Raw genomic sequence first — 17471 nt, 5'->3', positions numbered from 1 at the left:
GGCTTTTCACTCTCCCGTCCACTGATGAAATACAGACCAGGAATTCAGCAAAAAATTAAGAATCAATAGCGTGTAGCCCACCAATGCCCACTTTGCCATCACAAGCCCTGAACGCTGATTCAATCTTTTGCTCACTAAAAATACAATATACACGCACAAGGCAATCGCTGTCATCAGCACCTTGGTATCAAGCAAGAGACGCCAGCGTTCCTCAGCAATAATAGAAATAACGGCAACTACAATAGAGACTCCCAGCAAAGGAGTACCAATCAACAGCGCCATATGCGTATACCGATCCATCATTTCCAGACTCGGCAGGCGTCTGATCGTGTCATTCCATTTCTTTACTTTCAATTTACGATGCAAAAACAGATATAACCCCGAAAATACAGCCGCTACCGTCATTGCTACAAAACCAAGATTAGCCAGCGCAATATGAATCAGGAGCAGCCCATGCACTGTATGCCAATTTCCAAGCGGGTTGTCGAGAGGCTTCATCCATATATTGTTGAGCACTAGCACTGCAAAACTAATAATATTAAGCAGCAATACCGCAAATTCGGATCGCTGATAACGTGTCAGAATCAAAGAAATCAGTACCAAAATAACTGAGAACAGAAATAGAAAATCATAGGTCACGAAAATAGGAAGATGCCCTTCATTCCAGGTTCTTATCCCCATATAAGCAAGCTGGAGCACCAGAACGACAACAAGAAGCCCTGTACCTGTCCGTTTAGCATTCGCATTGCGACGAATCCCATCCGAGAATACAAACAGAAGGCTCAGGGCAAAAACATAAATCATTGAATCATATATAAGCATGCCTGAAGCCACGTCTGTTCACCCACCTTTACAGGCTGGCCGGCGCAAACGACGCTGGCAAAGCCTGAGCCTGAACGGTCTTTTCATGAACACCGGCTTCCGGTTTCATTAACGCAGATGCATCGCTTTTATCTACTTTCTGAGCGGCGTCATCCAAACGATCCTCCAGAGCAAAAATGTGGCTAAACATGTCTAGGGCCTCATTTCCCTGCTTTTGGACAGCCAGTTCCTTTACCCGATTGATCGGATCATGCATCATCTGATTCAGCATACTCTTCGTCAAGCGGCTAATCACTTTGCGTTGCCGTTCATCCAGCTCGGGAAGCTTATTGAACAAGCTTTCCAACGTATCCTGATGTACAGACTCCGCTTTTTCCTGTAATGCACGAATCACCGGACGCACTCCCATCGTTTTCAACCATTGATAAAACTCGCTAAGCTCATCTTCGATCATATGCTCGATTTTTGTAGCTTCGGTACGGCGCATTTCCAAATTGCTCTCCACGATCCCTTCCAGATCATCAATATCGTACAGGAAAACATTCTGTAATTCACCAATAGCCGGGTCGAGATCACGCGGAACCGCAATATCAATCATAAACAAAGGACGGGACTGTCGACGTTTCATACTTGCTTCAACCCGAGTCCGATCCAGAATATAACCCTGGGCACCTGTCGAGCTAATAACAATATCCACATCCGCCAACCGATTCATGCCTTCCTCCATCGTAACCGGCGTTCCATGAAACTTGGAGGCAAGGTCTTCCGCACGGGACAAGGTTCGGTTTGCTACAATAACCTCGGCTGCTCCGCCGCTGTACAAATGCTTAACAGTAAGCTCGCTCATTTTACCAGCACCGAGAATCAGTACCTTTTTATCGGTAAACATCCCGAAAATCCGTTTGCCCAGCTCAACTGCTGCATAGCTGACAGATACGGCACTTTCTCCAATAGACGTCTCCGAATGGGCACGCTTGCCCAATGTGACGGCCTGCTTAAACAACATATTAAACCACGTTGCCGTAATTTTCTGGGATTGAGCCTGAAGAAAAGCGTTCTTTACCTGTCCCAAAATTTGTGTTTCTCCGATTACCATAGAATCAAGACCACAAGTCACACGGAACAAATGCCGAATCGCCTGCTCGTCCTCATATATATATAAATGTTGTGTAAATTGGTCACGCGGAATGCCAAACCATTGCTCCATAAAACTGCGTATAAAATAACCGCACATGTGAAGGCGGTCCACCACAACATATATTTCAGTCCGATTGCAGGTTGCGACAACTACGCCTTCCAACACACTTTTGGTAAGTTTGAGTTGTTCCAGCGCTTTTGGCAAATCTTGTTCTGCAAATGTAAAACGCTCTCTGACTTCCACAGGCGCCGTACGATAATTCAACCCAACAACGACGATGTGCATTGCAAATTCACCTGCCTAAACTGTAATAAGAATAACCACTGTTATCATAAACTATGTTAATTATATCACAGAAGTCCGAATCTCCTCCGGCTGTTTTATGAATTGTTTATGAAAATTGGATGGCTTTCATGAACATCTAGCACGTTCTGTATGATTTGATTTAGTGTAAACCACTTTTAAAACAAATAACCATGGAAATGTTCCATGGTTATAATATAGGACGCACAAATGGCTCCATAAAGAACGATTTACACTAACTCGGCCAGCTTGCACTCCGGTGATTCCACCTGAAGTTCTCCCAAGCCGCGAATCAGCTTCTTCGCATATGTTTTTTTCGGTTTTAGAACGGATACCAGGTAATCAATAGCCAGCTGCGGATCGACAGTCTCACCACAAGTATAACAATCAATAGCGGCAAATCCTCTCTCAGGATACGTATGAATAGAGAGATGACTCTCCGACAACAGTACAAGCACGGTAGCTCCCTGTGGTTCGAATTGCTTGGATTGAACGGACATCACCGTTGCTCCGCAAGCTTCAGCTGCTTCAACTAATTGAGCCTCCAAAAACTGCGCATCATTCAGCAATTCAAACTCAACACCCCAAGTATCTACGGCAACGTGTCTTCCGAAAGTTGAGTACTCCAATTCCATCTTTCGGTTCCCCCTTCCTAGGAATAAAATGTTTGAAAAAATTTCATCCGCTAGGACCTACGTCATTCACTTCCCGAGGGAATAACCTCTCGCAACATTCAATGTCCTGAGTGAATCCTGGTTCCTATATTCATTTTCAACGAGATTAAAAATAACATCTATGTGCAGCAAATGCAATCATTTTTTTGGAATAAAAAAGCCCCTTTCGGTAAAGAAAGGGACTACACTGCATAACGATTCATTCCATATATTCATGCCTTATTAAGCTTCCAGTGCAAATAATTTCGAGCAACTCATTCGAAGCTTGTGGTCAATCTGTTCCAACTCCGAGAAAGTGCGCGCCAAATTCCGCTGGTCAAGCAACGAATTAATGAGATGATATACGTCTGATATTTCATTTTCGACGTTCTGATGCTGAAAAAGCTGTTGCAGTTCCTGTACCGTATTTTTATATTCAAATACCAGCTTAGAGCCTGCGGCATTCTTCTCCATAATTTTACGAACCGTACCTTCATTATAAAAATACACCATAGTGAATCCTTGATACATTCGGTAAACGATGCCTTCACCCTTAAAACGAACAAAAAGTTTGCGTATAAATAGGGTTAGTTGCGGATGAATTAAGCGGCAAGTCAATTCACACACTAATGCTCCCTCTTTGGCTTCAAAAAACAAATGAACTTCCTCACCCGCACTATGCTCCAGAACGATTTCCTGACTTCCGTTATCCAGAACTTTAATGTGGTAATGCACCTGCGGATCATCCACTGCCCGCAAAAATTCGTCCATTTGAGTTTCCGACAAGGTCAATGTGGTTTTAACATACTCTGTGGCTAACCGCTGAGCCATACCAATCTCCTCAATTCTTTCCTGAACCTATAAGTTTAAGCTTTATGCTTTATTATACATCAGACCTACAGTGCTTTTCTTGCACATCAATCATAAATTTCCGCCATACATCGAAAAAAACAGAAAATAATGAGGTTGAGACTGCATTATCCTCCATATACACTCACTTTTCTGCTTAAAGTCCACGAGTTCCTTTAGTTATTATATATTATTCCTACCGTTTTAGTAAGTTTATTTTCCCGAAGCCCGAATCATGAAAAAAGGACGCCCTTAAGGACGTCCCTAGCCTTACAATTCCGCCTGCTCTTCGTCGTCATTCTCTATATAGCTGGAGATGACAGACCACAGCTCTTCCTTGCCCATACCTTCTTCGGATGAAAAGGGGATAAACAATCCCCCGGGAAGTATTCCGAGTTCCTGCTTGATTACTTTATAATGCTTTTCTCGTCGCGTTTTAGGGATCTTATCTGCCTTCGTGCCTACAACACATACGGGAAGCCCATTATGACGCAGCCAATCATACATCATGATATCATCCTTGGAGGGCGGATGGCGTAAATCTACCATTTGAAGCACCAGTTTGAGTGGCTCACGCTCCAGCAAATAAGACTCAATCATCTGCCCCCAAGCCTTGCGGGACGTTTTGGATACTTTGGCGTAACCGTAACCGGGAAAATCGACAAAATAGAGATCATCATTAATCCGGTAATAATTGAGTTGCTGGGTTTTACCTGGCGTAGAACTGGTACGCGCCAAATTTTTACGGTTAATCAACCGATTAATCAGTGAAGACTTTCCTACATTGGAGCGCCCCGCCAGAGCAATCTCTGGCAAAGCGTCCACAGGAAACTGATCGGGACCAACCGCACTTATTATAAATTCTGCTTTTGTTACTTTCATTGTGTCCTTAATTCCTCTCTAATGTACCCTTGCCTGCTCAACCAAAGCATGCTTTAGCACCTGATCCATATGGGCAACGGGGACAAATTCAACATCCTGCCGGATACTGTCGGGAATATCCTTCAAATCCCGTTCATTATCTTTGGGAAGCAGAATTTTTTTGTAGCCTGCCCGGTGGGCAGCCAGCGACTTCTCTTTCAAACCACCAATTGGCAATACACGACCGCGCAGAGTAATTTCGCCCGTCATAGCCACATCTTTGGATACATGACGGTTGGTCAAAGCTGAAATTAATGCGGTAGCAATAGTAATTCCCGCAGATGGGCCATCCTTCGGAATCGCACCCTCAGGAATATGAATGTGGATATCATTTTTCTCATAAAAGTCCAGTTCAATGCCCAGATCAACTGCTTTCGAACGAGTGTAGCTGAATGCCGCCTGTGCAGATTCCTTCATAACGTCTCCCAGTTTACCCGTAAGAATCAGTTTACCGCTACCAGGTACGACCGTCACTTCAATCATCAGTGTTTCACCACCGACCTCTGTCCATGCCAAGCCTGTAACCGTACCGATCTGATCCTCCAGTTCTGCAACACCGTAACGGAATTTAGCGATACCCAGATAATCCTTCAGATTATCCGGTGTGATTTGGATCGGGCCTTCGCCACCAGATACAACTGACTTCGCCGCCTTGCGGCACAGAGAAGCCATTTGCTGCTCAAGATTCCGTACACCGGATTCACGGGTATATTCACGAATGACACGCAGTAGCGTATCCTCCCCGATAACCAGTTGTTCCTCGTTCAAGCCATGCTCTCTCTTCTGCTTGGGCAACAAATACCGATTGGCGATTTCCAGCTTCTCCAGTTCGGTGTAGCCAGGAATATATAATGTCTCCATGCGGTCCATTAGCGGACGCGGGATGTTGTGTGCAGCATTGGCTGTCGTTACAAACATCACATTGGACAGATCAAACGGTAGCTCGACAAAATGGTCACTGAACGTATTGTTTTGTTCAGGATCAAGCACTTCGAGCAATGCTGCCGATGGATCCCCTCGAAAATCGGAAGCCATTTTATCAATCTCATCCAGCAAAAATACCGGATTAGACGTTCCTGCGGTCTTCATCCCTTGAATGATTCGCCCCGGCATCGCGCCAACATAAGTCCGGCGGTGACCACGGATTTCCGCTTCATCCCGCACACCTCCGAGAGAGATGCGGACAAATTCCCGACCCATGGATTTGGCAATCGAACGAGCCAACGAGGTCTTGCCGACCCCTGGCGGACCTACAAGACACAGAATCGGTCCCTTAATGGTCTTCACCAGCTTACGTACAGCCAAATACTCCAATACACGCTCCTTGGGTTTATCCAGTCCGTAGTGGTCGTTATTGAGTACCTCTTCAGCTTTGACGATATCCAGATCATCATCGGTAAACTTGTTCCATGGCAAGCTTAACAACCAATCAACATAATTACGGATGACGCCACCCTCGGCAGAGCTTGCTGGCATTTTTTCCAGACGGTCGATTTCCTTTTCAACCTTCTCCTTCACCGGAACAGGCAACTCCAGTTCACTTAGCTGGTTGCGTAGTTCTTCAACTTCTCCTGCGCGACCTTCCTTCTCACCAAGTTCCTTCTGAATTGCCTTCATTTGTTCACGCAGATAATACTCCTTCTGCGTCTTTTCCATCTGCTTCTTCACACGCTGGTTGATTTTACGTTCCAGCTCCAGTACTTCACGCTCATTGTTCAAAATATCCAGAAGCTTCTCCAGACGCTGAGTAACGTCGATCGTCTCCAGTATATCCTGCTTTTCCTTAATTTTGAGCGTCAGGTGACTTGTGATCACGTCTGCAAGCCGTCCTGGCTCCTCAATATCGGATACCGCAGCGAGAGTCTCTGGTGTTACCTTTTTGGACAAGTTGATATAATGCTCGAACTGAGTTAATACAGTGCGCATAAGCGCATCCGTCTCAGGCTGTACGTTTTCTGCCTCGTGCAGCTCCTTCGCCATTACCTCGTAATATTCTTCATTGTCCGTATATTGAATAATCTCGGCGCGTTCCAGCCCTTCCACCAATACTCGAATGGTTCCATTAGGAAGCTTGAGCATCTGACGTACCTTGGCTACCGTGCCGACTCGAAAGATGTCCTCTTGTGTGGGTTCTTCAATATTTACTTCTGATTGAGAACACAGGAGAATCAAATTGTCTTCAACCATCGCTTTTTCCAAAGCCTTGACCGATTTTTCCCGGCCCACATCGAGATGCAGAACCATGCTCGGGTAGACCAGAAGCCCTCTTAAAGGCAGCAAAGGAAAACGACGACCTTTTGTCTTGGTGGGTCCCATCGCTTTCGCACCTCCAGTGATTCTCAGGTTCCGGATTTTACAATCCTCACGTTGCTATCTTTCATATTTTATCAAATGTTTTATGAAAAAACCAATGAAAGGGTGGTTTATCAGCAAGATCCTGTATCTGATATCGTCCCGTTATGCGTTCCATCAGCCTGTAACAAGGAAGATTGGGATGGGCGAAAAGTCTCAATTGGCGCATGTACAGGCAAATCCGACGTCATCTCTTCCCCAAACACATGTCGGAACACTTCTGTAACCGACTGTACGGGGATGACTTTTAGACCCTCAATGCTGTCAAAAAGAGCTTGCCAGTTATCCTGCGGAATGATCACTTTTTTGGCTCCCGCCTGAAAAGCGGCTTCAACTTTGGCTAATACACCACCAATCGGTTTGACACGACCATGGATGCTAACTTCGCCGGTCATAGCAATTTCATGATCCACCGGAATTCCCCGCATCGCGGAAGCAATAGCTGTTGCCATCGCAATTCCTGCGGACGGGCCATCTACCGGCGTACCCCCGGGGAAATTGATATGCAGGTCGTAATTCGACGGAGCCAATCCGAGCGTACGCAAAACGGTCAGAACATTTTCCACAGAACCTTTAGCCATGCTCTTACGGCGCAGTGTGCGGGACCCACCTCCGATTTCTTCCTCATCCACGACTCCTGTAATATTATAGTTTCCCTTTCCCTCAGGAACCGGAACCGCGGTAACTTCAATTTCCAGCAGCATTCCCATGTTCGGACCGTATACAGCTAAACCATTAACAAATCCGATTTGCGGCAAGCCCGGTATTTTTCGGTCAGGACGAGGCTGAATTTGACTGCTGCCCGCTACCCATTCCACGTCGGAAGCATTGAGACGTTCCCTTTTCTCGGTAAGTGCCAAACCAGCAGCAAGCTGGATCATATTGACCGCCTCCCGACCGTTCGTTGCGTAACGCTGTACAACTTCTACCGCCTCAGGACAAGGACCAAAGCCTAGCTTGTGGACAGCGTCCTCAGCAATACGGGCAATCTCCTGTGGCTGCAAGGCACGGAAATAAATTTCCATGCACCGGGAGCGAATCGCAGGTGGCAGTTCATGCGGCGAACGGGTAGTTGCACCTACCAAACGAAAATCCGCTGGCAAACCGTTTTGGAATATATCGTGGATATAAGCAGGAGTATGCGAATCTTCCGAGTTGTAATATGCACTTTCCAAAAATACCTTGCGATCCTCCAGCACTTTCAACAGTTTATTCATCTGCGTTGGATGCAGCTCACCAATCTCATCAATGAACAGCATACCCCCATGTGCCTTCGTTACAGCTCCAGGCTTAGGCTGCGGTATACCCGCCACCCCCATCGCTCCTGCCCCTTGATAGATTGGATCATGTACTGAACCTATCAGCGGGTCCGCAATACCGCGCTCGTCAAAGCGGGCCGTCGTAGCATCGATCTCCGTGAATTTGGCATCTCCCTTGAACGGGGAGGACAGATTCTTCTTAGCCTCTTCAAGCACTACGCGTGCAGCAGCCGTCTTCCCTACACCCGGCGGGCCATAAATAATGACATGCTGCGGATTCGCACTACATAACGCAGCCTTGAGCGCGCGCAATCCATCCTTCTGACCCACGATATCCTGTAATGTGGCAGGACGTGTGCGTTCAGCCAATGGTTTAGTAAGTGAAATTGAACGCAATTTGCGTAGCTTATCTAATTCCTTCCGGGATTCTCGATCCACCGCACTACGGTTCGTTTTCTGGCTCCGCAGGAGGTTCCAGAAATACAGACCAATAACAATCCCGAAAAACATTTGCACCAATAACAAAATCATAGTCAAGTCCATCGTATTTCCTCCGTTTCTCATCTCAGCAATTTGAAAAATGCCGCTCTATGAAAAACAGTATTTCCTTTTCCGCGATAGCTAAACGGCGGTCTTTCAAAAGATCAGAGAGAAATACAAAAACACCGCGAAGAACAGTTCTGTAGCAGAGCTGCTCTCCACGGCGTATAAATGATGACAATAGATTATGACTATGCCTCTTTATAATAACTGCTTTTGCCTACACCTTCTCGGCGGTATGACGTTCTTCACGTCCAGGGATTTTCCCTGTTTCCTCATATGCCTTGACGATGATATCAATTTCTTTTTTCAATTCCTCGACCATATCAGCCTCAGGTACTTTGCGAATCATTTTTCCATAACGGAACAAAAGGCCTTCCCCGCGCGCTCCGGCAATTCCGATATCAGCTTCCTTCGCTTCACCCGGGCCATTCACTGCACAACCCAGTACTGATACTTTAATCGGTACCTTGAGTTTTGCAATGTAGTCTTCTACCTCGTTAGCAATAGAGAACAGATCAATATCCAGACGTCCGCAAGTCGGACAAGAAATCAGTGTAGCTGCGTTTGTGATCAATCCAAACGTCTTGAGCAACTCACGTGCTACCTTCACTTCTTCCACCGGATCGGCGCTGAGCGAAATACGCATTGTGGAGCCGATGCCTGATGCCAGCAAAGCGCCCATACCTGCCGCGCTTTTAACCGTACCCGTAAAGAGCGTCCCAGCTTCGGTAATACCCAGATGGAGCGGATATTTAATAATTTCAGCTGCCTTCGTGTAAGCGGCAATCGCCATAGGAACATCAGACGCCTTCAATGACACGATAATGTCATGGAAATCAAGCTCTTCCAGTATCCCGATATGATACAGTGCGCTTTCTACCATCGCTTCTGGCGTAGGGTAGCCATACTTATCAAGTAAATGCTGTTCCAACGACCCGGCGTTCACACCAATCCGAATTGGAATCCCTTTTTCCTTACATGCCTTAACGACAGCTTCCACTTTTTCACGTCGTCCAATGTTACCTGGATTAATGCGAACCTTATCAATTCCATTTTCAATTGCCAGTAGAGCCAGCTTGTGATTAAAGTGAATATCTGCAACCAGCGGAATATGAATCCGTTTTTTTATTTCCTTAATGGCTGCGGCAGCTTCCTCATTGTTGACGGTAACCCGCACCAGTTGACATCCGGCTTCTTCCAAACGAAGAATCTCGGCTACAGTTGCTTCCACATCTGCTGTTTTGGTTGTACACATGCTTTGGATGATGACTTCATTGCTGCCGCCAATCGTCAGATTCCCGACTTTTACGGGACGTGTGTCTTGTCTTAAGAACATGTACTTTTCTCTCCCATTAACGCCAAACCTCCACCCCTTAAAACCTCATACAGGTTTAGTGAAGTGGAGATCCGGCTTCTCATGTTTTAGAGATCGCGAAGTATCAATCCTTAGGCGCTCTCTTCTTGTTTTTTATCCTTATCTGTACCACCGAGTTCCGGTGCGATTTTATCTTTTACAACCTGCTCATTGATGACGCAAGTAGTGATATCATCACGGGAAGGAACCTCATACATCACATCCAGCATAATGCCTTCAATGATCGCACGAAGACCACGGGCACCCGTGTTACGCTTGATGGCTTCACGGGCAATGGCTTCCAGAGCATCTTGCTTAAACTCCAAAGTAACATTATCCAGTTCAAGCATCTTCTGATACTGCTTGACTAACGCATTTTTCGGCTCAGACAAAATACGAACCAATGTGTTCTCATCAAGCGGCTCCAGCGTAGAAATAACCGGCAAACGTCCTACAAACTCCGGAATCAGACCGAATTTCAAAAGATCCTCAGGCAATACCATTGAAGTATATTCGCCTGGTTTCAGATCTTTTTGTTCGCTAGTAGCGTTAAAGCCGATGACCTTTTTACCGATACGGCGTTTAATCATTTGCTCCAGACCATCAAAGGCACCACCGCAAATGAACAGGATATTCGTGGTGTCAATTTGAATGAACTCTTGATGTGGATGCTTGCGACCGCCTTGCGGAGGTACAGAAGCAACCGTGCCTTCCAAAATTTTAAGCAACGCCTGCTGTACACCTTCACCCGATACGTCACGCGTAATGGACGGGTTTTCGGATTTGCGGGCTACTTTATCAATTTCGTCAATGTAGATAATGCCGCGTTCGGCTTTTTCCACATCATAATCGGCAGCTTGAATCAGTTTCAGCAAAATATTTTCAACGTCTTCACCCACATAACCTGCTTCCGTAAGGGAAGTGGCATCTGCGATAGCAAAAGGAACGTTCAAAATTTTAGCCATGGTTTGCGCAAGCAACGTTTTACCCGAACCTGTAGGTCCAAGCATCAAAATGTTACTTTTTTGCAGTTCCACATCATCAATTTTGTTTTGAGTATTAATACGTTTGTAGTGATTATATACCGCTACAGACAACGATTTTTTCGCTTGATCCTGACCAATGACATATTGGTCCAGAATGTCACGGATTTGCATTGGTTTCGGAATGTCTTTCAGATCTACTTCTTCTTCATGACCCAATTCCTCTTCTACAATCTCCGTGCATAACTCAATGCATTCGTCACATATATATACGCCCGGTCCAGCAACAAGCTTGCGAACCTGATCCTGAGATTTACCGCAGAAAGAACATTTCAATTGTCCTTTTTCATCATTAAATTTAAACATAGAGCCACCCCTTTACAGATTAATCGGTTTAGACAGCACCTGGTCAATGATACCGTATGCTTTTGCCTCTTCCGCTTCCATGAAGAAATCCCGGTCAGTATCACGTTCGATTTTTTCGAGGGGCTGACCCGTACGCTCTACATAGATTTGATTCAGCTTAGCACGTGTTTTGATAATCCAGTCCGCATGAATCAGCATATCGGAGGCTTGCCCCTGAATGCCACCGAGCGGCTGATGGATCATGACTTCACTGTTGGTAAGTGCGTATCTCTTGCCTGGTGCACCCGCTGTTAGCAGCAACGAACCCATACTTGCAGCCATGCCTACACAGATCGTCGATACGTCCGGCTTAATGAATTGCATTGTATCATATATACCCATGCCCGCAGTTACAGAACCGCCTGGCGAGTTAATGTACAAATTAATATCCTTCTCTGGATCTTCCGCAGAAAGGAACAATAGCTGTGCAATGACGAGATTGGCGACATCGTCATCAATCGGGCCACTTAGGAAAATAATACGATCCTTAAGCAACCGCGAGTAAATATCGTAAGATCGTTCTCCTCGATTCGTTTGTTCCACAACCATAGGGACGAGACTCATCACGACCAACCTCTTTTCTTTATTAAAATGAACACCTGTATTCATCCGCTTCCTTATGCCCCATTAAAACGGAAGCAGCAAGCATGAAACGTGAACACCTTACAAAATATTTTAACATGTTCAGAGTCTCGTGTCATATTTGCATGCGCTCATATATGCAGTGCGGGCTGTTTAAAGTACACTCTGCCGAGACCTTCTCATATTTAACCATGTTTCGTATGTATGTGCAAATATACGGTAGTGACTTATGTAAAACAAGAAAACACGACTCACAGCACTTTCCATAAACGACTAAAATTTGGGTTACCAAAGGTAAAAATAAGGCACGTAACTTTCACTACGTGCCTTATCCCTATCTAATTGCTACGTTGCAGCTTGTTACAGCATACTCCGTATATTTATCGTCTGAATTATTCAGCAGCTTCAACTGGCGCTTCTACTTCTTTGCTGTTTTCCACCAACAAAGCAATTGTTTTGCGCAGTGAAATTTCTTCTTTCAGGTTAGCGAACGAGCCGTTACCTTCCAGAATGCTGCGGATTTCCTCAACTGAACGTTTGTAAGCTTCAGCCATGTTTTTCAGTTCTTCATCAATTTCCGCTTCGGAAACTTCGATGTTTTCTGCTTTAGCCACTTGCTCCAGCACGAGGTTGTTACGTACGCGCTTCTCAGCATCAGCTTTCATTTGCTCTTCCAGGTCTTCCTTGCTTTGACCAGAGAATCCGAGGAACATTTCAAGGTTCATACCTTGGCTACGCAAACGGTTGTCGAAATCGCGAACCATGTTTTGCACTTCGCTCTTCACCATTGCTTCAGGAATGTCGATTGTTGCATTCTCAGCAACTTTCTCCACTACAGCACCCTCACGGGCTGCTTTAGCTTCGTTTTCCTTACGATCCAACAATTGCTTTTTCAAGTCTTCCTTGAATTCAGCCAGTGTGTCAAATTCGCTTACATCTTTAGCAAATTCATCGTCCAGTTCAGGAAGAACTTTGCGTTTCAGTTCGTGAACTTTCACTTTGAATACCGCTTGTTTGCCAGCGAGGTCAGCAGAATGGTAGTTCTCAGGGAACGTTACTTCAACGTCCTTGGAATCGCCAGTGTGCAAACCAACCACTTGCTCTTCAAAACCAGGGATAAATGTGTTAGAGCCCAGTTCCAAAGAATACTTCTCAGCTTGTCCACCTTCAAACGGTACACCGTCCACGGAACCGTCGAAGTCAATAATAGCTGTATCACCGGATTGAGCAGCGTCTTCATCAACGACAACCAATTCAGCATGACGTTGTTGCAGGCGCTCCAGTTCTTGAGCCAATTCTTCGTCGCTTACTTCGAGTTTGCTTACAGGCACTTCTACGCCTTTGTAATCGCCCAAAGTTACTTCAGGTTTAACAGTAACCTTCGCTTTGAACTTGAAAGATTCGCCTTTAGCAAATTGATCAATTTCAACGTCAGGGCTGTCAACCGGGAAGATGTCCGTTTGCTCTACAGCTTGGCTGTAAGCTTCTGGCAACAGGATGTCAATTGCATCCTGGTACAGACTTTCAATACCATAGCGTTTTTCAAAAATAGGACGTGGTACTTTACCTTTACGGAATCCTGGTACACTTACTTGTTTTGCCACTTTATTAAAAGCTTTGTCGAGTGCAGCGGCTACACGATCCGCGTCAACCTCAACTTCAAGAACCCCAAGGTTCTTCTCTATTTTCTCCCAAGTTGCTTTCATTTTATGCTTTCCCCTCCAACAAAATCTTCACTTAGTTTTCATTACAATCAACGCACACAAAATAACCACTATAGTATATCTAACATTACTGTCTTTTTCAAGAGCAGCCCTTTGAATGCTTCACAGGTAAACGTTTCCGGTCATTAAGGAGTGTTCATTCCCGCCGCTACAAATAGTCGCATCGACCGATACGCCTGCTCAAAACGGAAGCGCAACGCATCTGTAATGCCATATATAGCACGGGTTTCTTCCTCATTATTATTTCCGTTCAAACTTTCCGAAACTGTCTGATGGAGTGCTGCAGCCCAAATATCTGGCATTCCGTCCTCTTCCACCAACATTGATCTATAATCTTTCGTACCGTATACCGCCATCACAAACTGTGACCACAGCTCCTGTGCAAAATAGAATAGTGTAGGCTCGTGCACCTCAGTCTGATCGGCCACCCGTTCCAAAATACGCATAATCGACTCTGGAAAATCACCTGGCTGTAACGGAACCGTTTCAATGTCGATTTCCGCTTGTTCATCACCCCGTTTGATTTCTATCGTCCCTTCCGTTCCGCGTCTTCGCATGGTCTGTAGAACACGGAATTGAAGTAAAGGATGGATTTCCCGTTCCGTAATCCAGCGAAGCAAGGCATCATCGATTTCTGGCAGTTCCAGATAGGACAACTGCTCCAATGCTAAAATCGTCTGTTCGGATAAGGGTTCATCCATAGCCATCCGCAACAGCTTGTTGCCGTAGCCTGCATCCTGCTCCTGCTTAAAGCGTGCATGACGGCGAGCTAACTCTACTTCACTGACTTCTTCTTCCACAGCGTCCGTTACCGCCCCGCTGTCAGCGTACTGTGGAAATGCAGCTTCCAGCCATTGTAATAGAGCGTTCCATTCATCGTATTGCTTCTGCTCCTGTCCCTGACACTGCATTAAAAAACGCAGCATCGCCATCGCCTCTCCGTAACGTTCGTTTTCAAGCATCACAGTAAGTTGAATTTGATAATAGTCCAGTGTCTTCGGAAACAATACAATATTATTTTCTTTTGTCGTCACCTTGGAGTCCTTTATTCAAGGCACCCCCTCTCCTTCGCAAGCTCAAGTATTTGTAGATTATATGAGAAACAGTAGCCGAAGTCCAACCACTCGTCTTACACATATTCACCTGTATTCTAACATACCCTTTTATAAGGCAAAAAAAACTACGTCTACTCAGAATTTATGCAGTATAAAGCTTAAATAAGCGATATATGCAAAATAAGACTTGAATTTCTTTTATCCATATGATATATTAATATTCGCTTGAATTTTATGTCCCAGTAGCTCAGCTGGATAGAGCAACGGCCTTCTAAGCCGTCGGTCGGGGGTTCGAATCCCTCCTGGGACGTCATAACAAGAAGCTTCCATAATGGAGGCTTTTTTTGTTCTCATGAGATAAACCACGGGGGAACGTCGGACCATCGGCATCGTTAGCCTATACTTCGCAGTCGACCCCATAGGGAGAGTATCTCTCTTGATAAATTACACCAAAAAAAAGCTTCCGCAAGGGAGCTTTTTTTCATTATAAATAATGTAGAAAGATTATTCTGCCCAACGCTACTTTAGGCGCTGGTTTTAAGTCTCTACTCTTTCAAAAAAACGCAGAAATTGCTATCATCTATCATGTTGCACCATTTTTAAGTGAAGGAGGTAGACTGACTCCCTTGACTACGAATAAACTGCAAAAGTCGCGGGAAATTCATCGTTTTCTTGCCACTTTGCTTTCCATATTAGGTACTGGATTGGGTATGTTTTATCTCGCCATTCCTTCCTATATGATTGGAGGAGCGGCTCTTATCATCACACAGGGAATTCTGATCTATTTTACAATGTTCTCTCTCGGATACCTGCTTATTATCTCGGGACCGTTGGCCATTCTTTTTCACATTTTAGGCATTGTTTTTACAGTACGATCTTTTCAAATTCCACACCATGCGGAGAGAGCGCCGACGGTTGCATCCTTGCCTTCCAAATGGCGCACTTTACTCAGTCTCGCTTTGGGAGCTACACTTCTACTTCTTGCAGTCACAATGAAATACGTAGATATTATCGAGCCTTTTACAAAAACAGGTGAAAATAAACGCAACGTAGCCGCAGAATCAGAGCAATATCTGGAGCAGAAATACGGAGAGGACTTTCAAATTCAAAATATTAGCTATCATAGTATTCCCTTCACTGAATATACCATGGAGGCGATCTCTAATCGTCATCCTTCCGTCCTCTTTAACATGACTAAGCGTCCTTATGAGGATGTCCCATTTAGAGAAAATTATCTTAACGCCCTTTGGGAGAGTCAACTGGACATGAAGCTCAAACCCGTTATACAAAAGCTATACGATGATTCAGCCGCTGTTCATTCTGGAGTGCAAGAAGGGAACACGGATAAAATGATCAAAGAATACAACGATTTTAAACTGAATCCCAAAGCGGTCGGCGATCAGTATATTCGTATAATTGTATTCGAGGATCTAACTGACTCAGGATTGCCATTGGAAAAAGAACGAGTATTACAAACCGCGAAAGTTCTCAAGACAGTGTTGGCCGGAAATAAAGCCTCATTAGATATCGAATACTTCCCTTCGACTATGAATACCAAACAAAACCTTAAGGCAATAGAAATAAACGATTATATGTTTGGTCAGGACCATTTTGATGAAAAGACCTATGAAGTCCAGATAGAAGACATTTATAAACTTATGTCAACAAAGGATATACAAATCACATCGCTTGACCGCGTGAATTAGCAAGGAGATTAATCAAATGAAATTAATATCTTGGAATGTAAATGGCTTAAGAGCCTGTGTGACCAAAGGGTTTTATACTTATCTAAAAGAAACAAATGCCGATATTTTTTGCGTACAGGAAACGAAGCTTCAAGAAGGTCAAATCCTCATGGAGAACATGGAGGAATACACACAATACTGGAATTATGCTGAGAAAAAAGGATATTCCGGCACGGCTATTTTCACCAAAATCAAGCCGCTCTCTGTGCATTATGGACTTGAAGAAAATGAAGAACCGGAGGGCCGAACCATTACTTTGGAATTCGAAAAATTTTATCTCGTCAATGTGTACACACCAAATACCAAACGGGACTTATCCCGACTGCCCTACAGACTGGAATGGGAAGACCGTTTTCGCAGCTACCTGCAACAACTGGATGCTTTGAAGCCTGTCATCGTTTGTGGAGACTTGAACGTAGCTCATCAGGAGATCGACCTCAAAAATGCCAAAGCTAACTACGGAAATGCCGGATTTACGCCTGAGGAACGGGAACGCATGTCACAGCTACTAGACGCCGGATTTATAGATACCTTTAGATACTTTTATCCTGACCGGACGGATGTTTATTCCTGGTGGTCCTACATGCCAAAGGTGAGAGAAAGGAATATCGGCTGGCGGATTGATTACTTCCTCGTCTCGGAGAGACTTCGTCCGCTATTGATGGATGCGAGCATTGATTGTCATATTACAGGCAGTGACCACTGCCCTGTGATATTGGAATTGCAAGATATTTCAGCATAGGCCCCCCCTGCCTGGCACAAGGATTTATGAAGTCTTAAAAA

At 45.0% G+C, this 17471-nt stretch carries 14 protein-coding genes and 1 tRNA gene; 3 read left to right on the top strand and 12 right to left on the bottom strand.

Going from position 1 to position 17471, the window contains the following annotated elements; translation table 11 throughout:
* Positions 1-6 precede the first annotated feature (6 nt).
* The 12 genes from ccsA to MKX59_RS07000 all read right to left on the bottom strand — a co-directional run bounded on the left by ccsA (position 7) and on the right by MKX59_RS07000 (position 14922).
* Positions 7-834: a cytochrome c biogenesis protein CcsA gene (gene ccsA / locus MKX59_RS07055; RefSeq protein WP_023989966.1), complete on the bottom strand. Its 828-nt coding sequence runs from the start codon at positions 832-834 to the stop codon at positions 7-9.
* A 16-nt stretch (positions 835-850) separates the two neighbouring features.
* A complete protein-coding gene (hemA, locus tag MKX59_RS07050) occupies positions 851-2245 on the bottom strand; it encodes a glutamyl-tRNA reductase (RefSeq protein WP_013311616.1) in 1395 nt (464 codons plus the stop codon).
* A gap of 248 nt (positions 2246-2493) precedes the next feature.
* Positions 2494-2892 carry an adenosylmethionine decarboxylase gene (speD, locus tag MKX59_RS07045; protein ID WP_025365654.1) on the bottom strand — a complete coding sequence of 133 codons (399 nt, stop codon included), beginning with the start codon at positions 2890-2892 and terminating at the stop codon, positions 2494-2496.
* Between the two features lie 267 nt (positions 2893-3159).
* Positions 3160-3747, bottom strand: coding sequence for a hypothetical protein (locus MKX59_RS07040; protein ID WP_023989968.1), 588 nt, complete (start codon positions 3745-3747; stop codon positions 3160-3162).
* A 288-nt stretch (positions 3748-4035) separates the two neighbouring features.
* Positions 4036-4647 (bottom strand): ribosome biogenesis GTP-binding protein YihA/YsxC, encoded by a 612-nt coding sequence (gene yihA / locus MKX59_RS07035; RefSeq protein ID WP_053325975.1) that lies wholly within the window; start codon positions 4645-4647, stop codon positions 4036-4038.
* An 18-nt stretch (positions 4648-4665) separates the two neighbouring features.
* Positions 4666-7002, bottom strand: a complete 2337-nt coding sequence (lon, locus tag MKX59_RS07030) for an endopeptidase La (protein ID WP_134903684.1) — start codon at positions 7000-7002, stop codon at positions 4666-4668.
* A gap of 110 nt (positions 7003-7112) precedes the next feature.
* Positions 7113-8840 carry an ATP-dependent protease LonB gene (gene lonB, locus MKX59_RS07025; protein WP_076160836.1) on the bottom strand — a complete coding sequence of 576 codons (1728 nt, stop codon included), beginning with the start codon at positions 8838-8840 and terminating at the stop codon, positions 7113-7115.
* 217 nt (positions 8841-9057) lie between these two features.
* Positions 9058-10176, bottom strand: coding sequence for a flavodoxin-dependent (E)-4-hydroxy-3-methylbut-2-enyl-diphosphate synthase (ispG, locus tag MKX59_RS07020; protein ID WP_023989971.1), 1119 nt, complete (start codon positions 10174-10176; stop codon positions 9058-9060).
* Between the two features lie 110 nt (positions 10177-10286).
* The gene (clpX, locus tag MKX59_RS07015; protein ID WP_023989972.1) at positions 10287-11543 is read right to left on the bottom strand and encodes an ATP-dependent protease ATP-binding subunit ClpX; all 1257 of its coding nucleotides are present in this window, start codon (positions 11541-11543) and stop codon (positions 10287-10289) included.
* A gap of 12 nt (positions 11544-11555) precedes the next feature.
* A complete protein-coding gene (clpP, locus tag MKX59_RS07010) occupies positions 11556-12146 on the bottom strand; it encodes an ATP-dependent Clp endopeptidase proteolytic subunit ClpP (RefSeq protein WP_016324659.1) in 591 nt (196 codons plus the stop codon).
* 410 nt (positions 12147-12556) lie between these two features.
* Positions 12557-13870: a trigger factor gene (tig, locus tag MKX59_RS07005; protein ID WP_028541569.1), complete on the bottom strand. Its 1314-nt coding sequence runs from the start codon at positions 13868-13870 to the stop codon at positions 12557-12559.
* A gap of 143 nt (positions 13871-14013) precedes the next feature.
* On the bottom strand, positions 14014-14922 hold the full coding sequence (locus MKX59_RS07000) for a hypothetical protein (protein WP_209943413.1): 909 nt from the start codon (positions 14920-14922) through the stop codon (positions 14014-14016).
* Between the two features lie 257 nt (positions 14923-15179).
* On the opposite strand from MKX59_RS07000, the gene MKX59_RS06995 reads away from it, so the two are divergent.
* The 3 genes from MKX59_RS06995 to MKX59_RS06985 all read left to right on the top strand — a co-directional run bounded on the left by MKX59_RS06995 (position 15180) and on the right by MKX59_RS06985 (position 17430).
* Positions 15180-15253 (top strand) — tRNA-Arg (locus MKX59_RS06995).
* Between the two features lie 316 nt (positions 15254-15569).
* A complete protein-coding gene (locus tag MKX59_RS06990; RefSeq protein WP_340857888.1) occupies positions 15570-16649 on the top strand; it encodes a hypothetical protein in 1080 nt (359 codons plus the stop codon).
* A gap of 16 nt (positions 16650-16665) precedes the next feature.
* On the top strand, positions 16666-17430 hold the full coding sequence (locus MKX59_RS06985) for an exodeoxyribonuclease III (RefSeq protein ID WP_075154650.1): 765 nt from the start codon (positions 16666-16668) through the stop codon (positions 17428-17430).
* Positions 17431-17471 lie beyond the last annotated feature (41 nt).

Source organism: Paenibacillus sp. FSL R7-0340 (assembly GCF_038002205.1).
Taxonomy (GTDB): domain Bacteria; phylum Bacillota; class Bacilli; order Paenibacillales; family Paenibacillaceae; genus Paenibacillus; species Paenibacillus polymyxa_B.
This window is presented reverse-complemented; position numbering and strand designations above follow the sequence as displayed.

Bases quoted from the DNA above. Each gene is read 5' to 3' on its own strand.
- hemA (WP_013311616.1), bottom strand. From the start codon at position 2,245: ATGCACATCGTCGTTGTTGGGTTGAATTATCGTACGGCGCCTGTGGAA.
- MKX59_RS07040 (WP_023989968.1), bottom strand. From the start codon at position 3,747: ATGGCTCAGCGGTTAGCCACAGAGTATGTTAAAACCACATTGACCTTG.
- yihA (WP_053325975.1), bottom strand. From the start codon at position 4,647: ATGAAAGTAACAAAAGCAGAATTTATAATAAGTGCGGTTGGTCCCGAT.
- lon (WP_134903684.1), bottom strand. From the start codon at position 7,002: ATGGGACCCACCAAGACAAAAGGTCGTCGTTTTCCTTTGCTGCCTTTA.
- lonB (WP_076160836.1), bottom strand. From the start codon at position 8,840: ATGGACTTGACTATGATTTTGTTATTGGTGCAAATGTTTTTCGGGATT.
- ispG (WP_023989971.1), bottom strand. From the start codon at position 10,176: ATGTTCTTAAGACAAGACACACGTCCCGTAAAAGTCGGGAATCTGACG.
- clpX (WP_023989972.1), bottom strand. From the start codon at position 11,543: ATGTTTAAATTTAATGATGAAAAAGGACAATTGAAATGTTCTTTCTGC.
- clpP (WP_016324659.1), bottom strand. From the start codon at position 12,146: ATGAGTCTCGTCCCTATGGTTGTGGAACAAACGAATCGAGGAGAACGA.
- tig (WP_028541569.1), bottom strand. From the start codon at position 13,870: ATGAAAGCAACTTGGGAGAAAATAGAGAAGAACCTTGGGGTTCTTGAA.
- MKX59_RS06985 (WP_075154650.1), top strand. From the start codon at position 16,666: ATGAAATTAATATCTTGGAATGTAAATGGCTTAAGAGCCTGTGTGACC.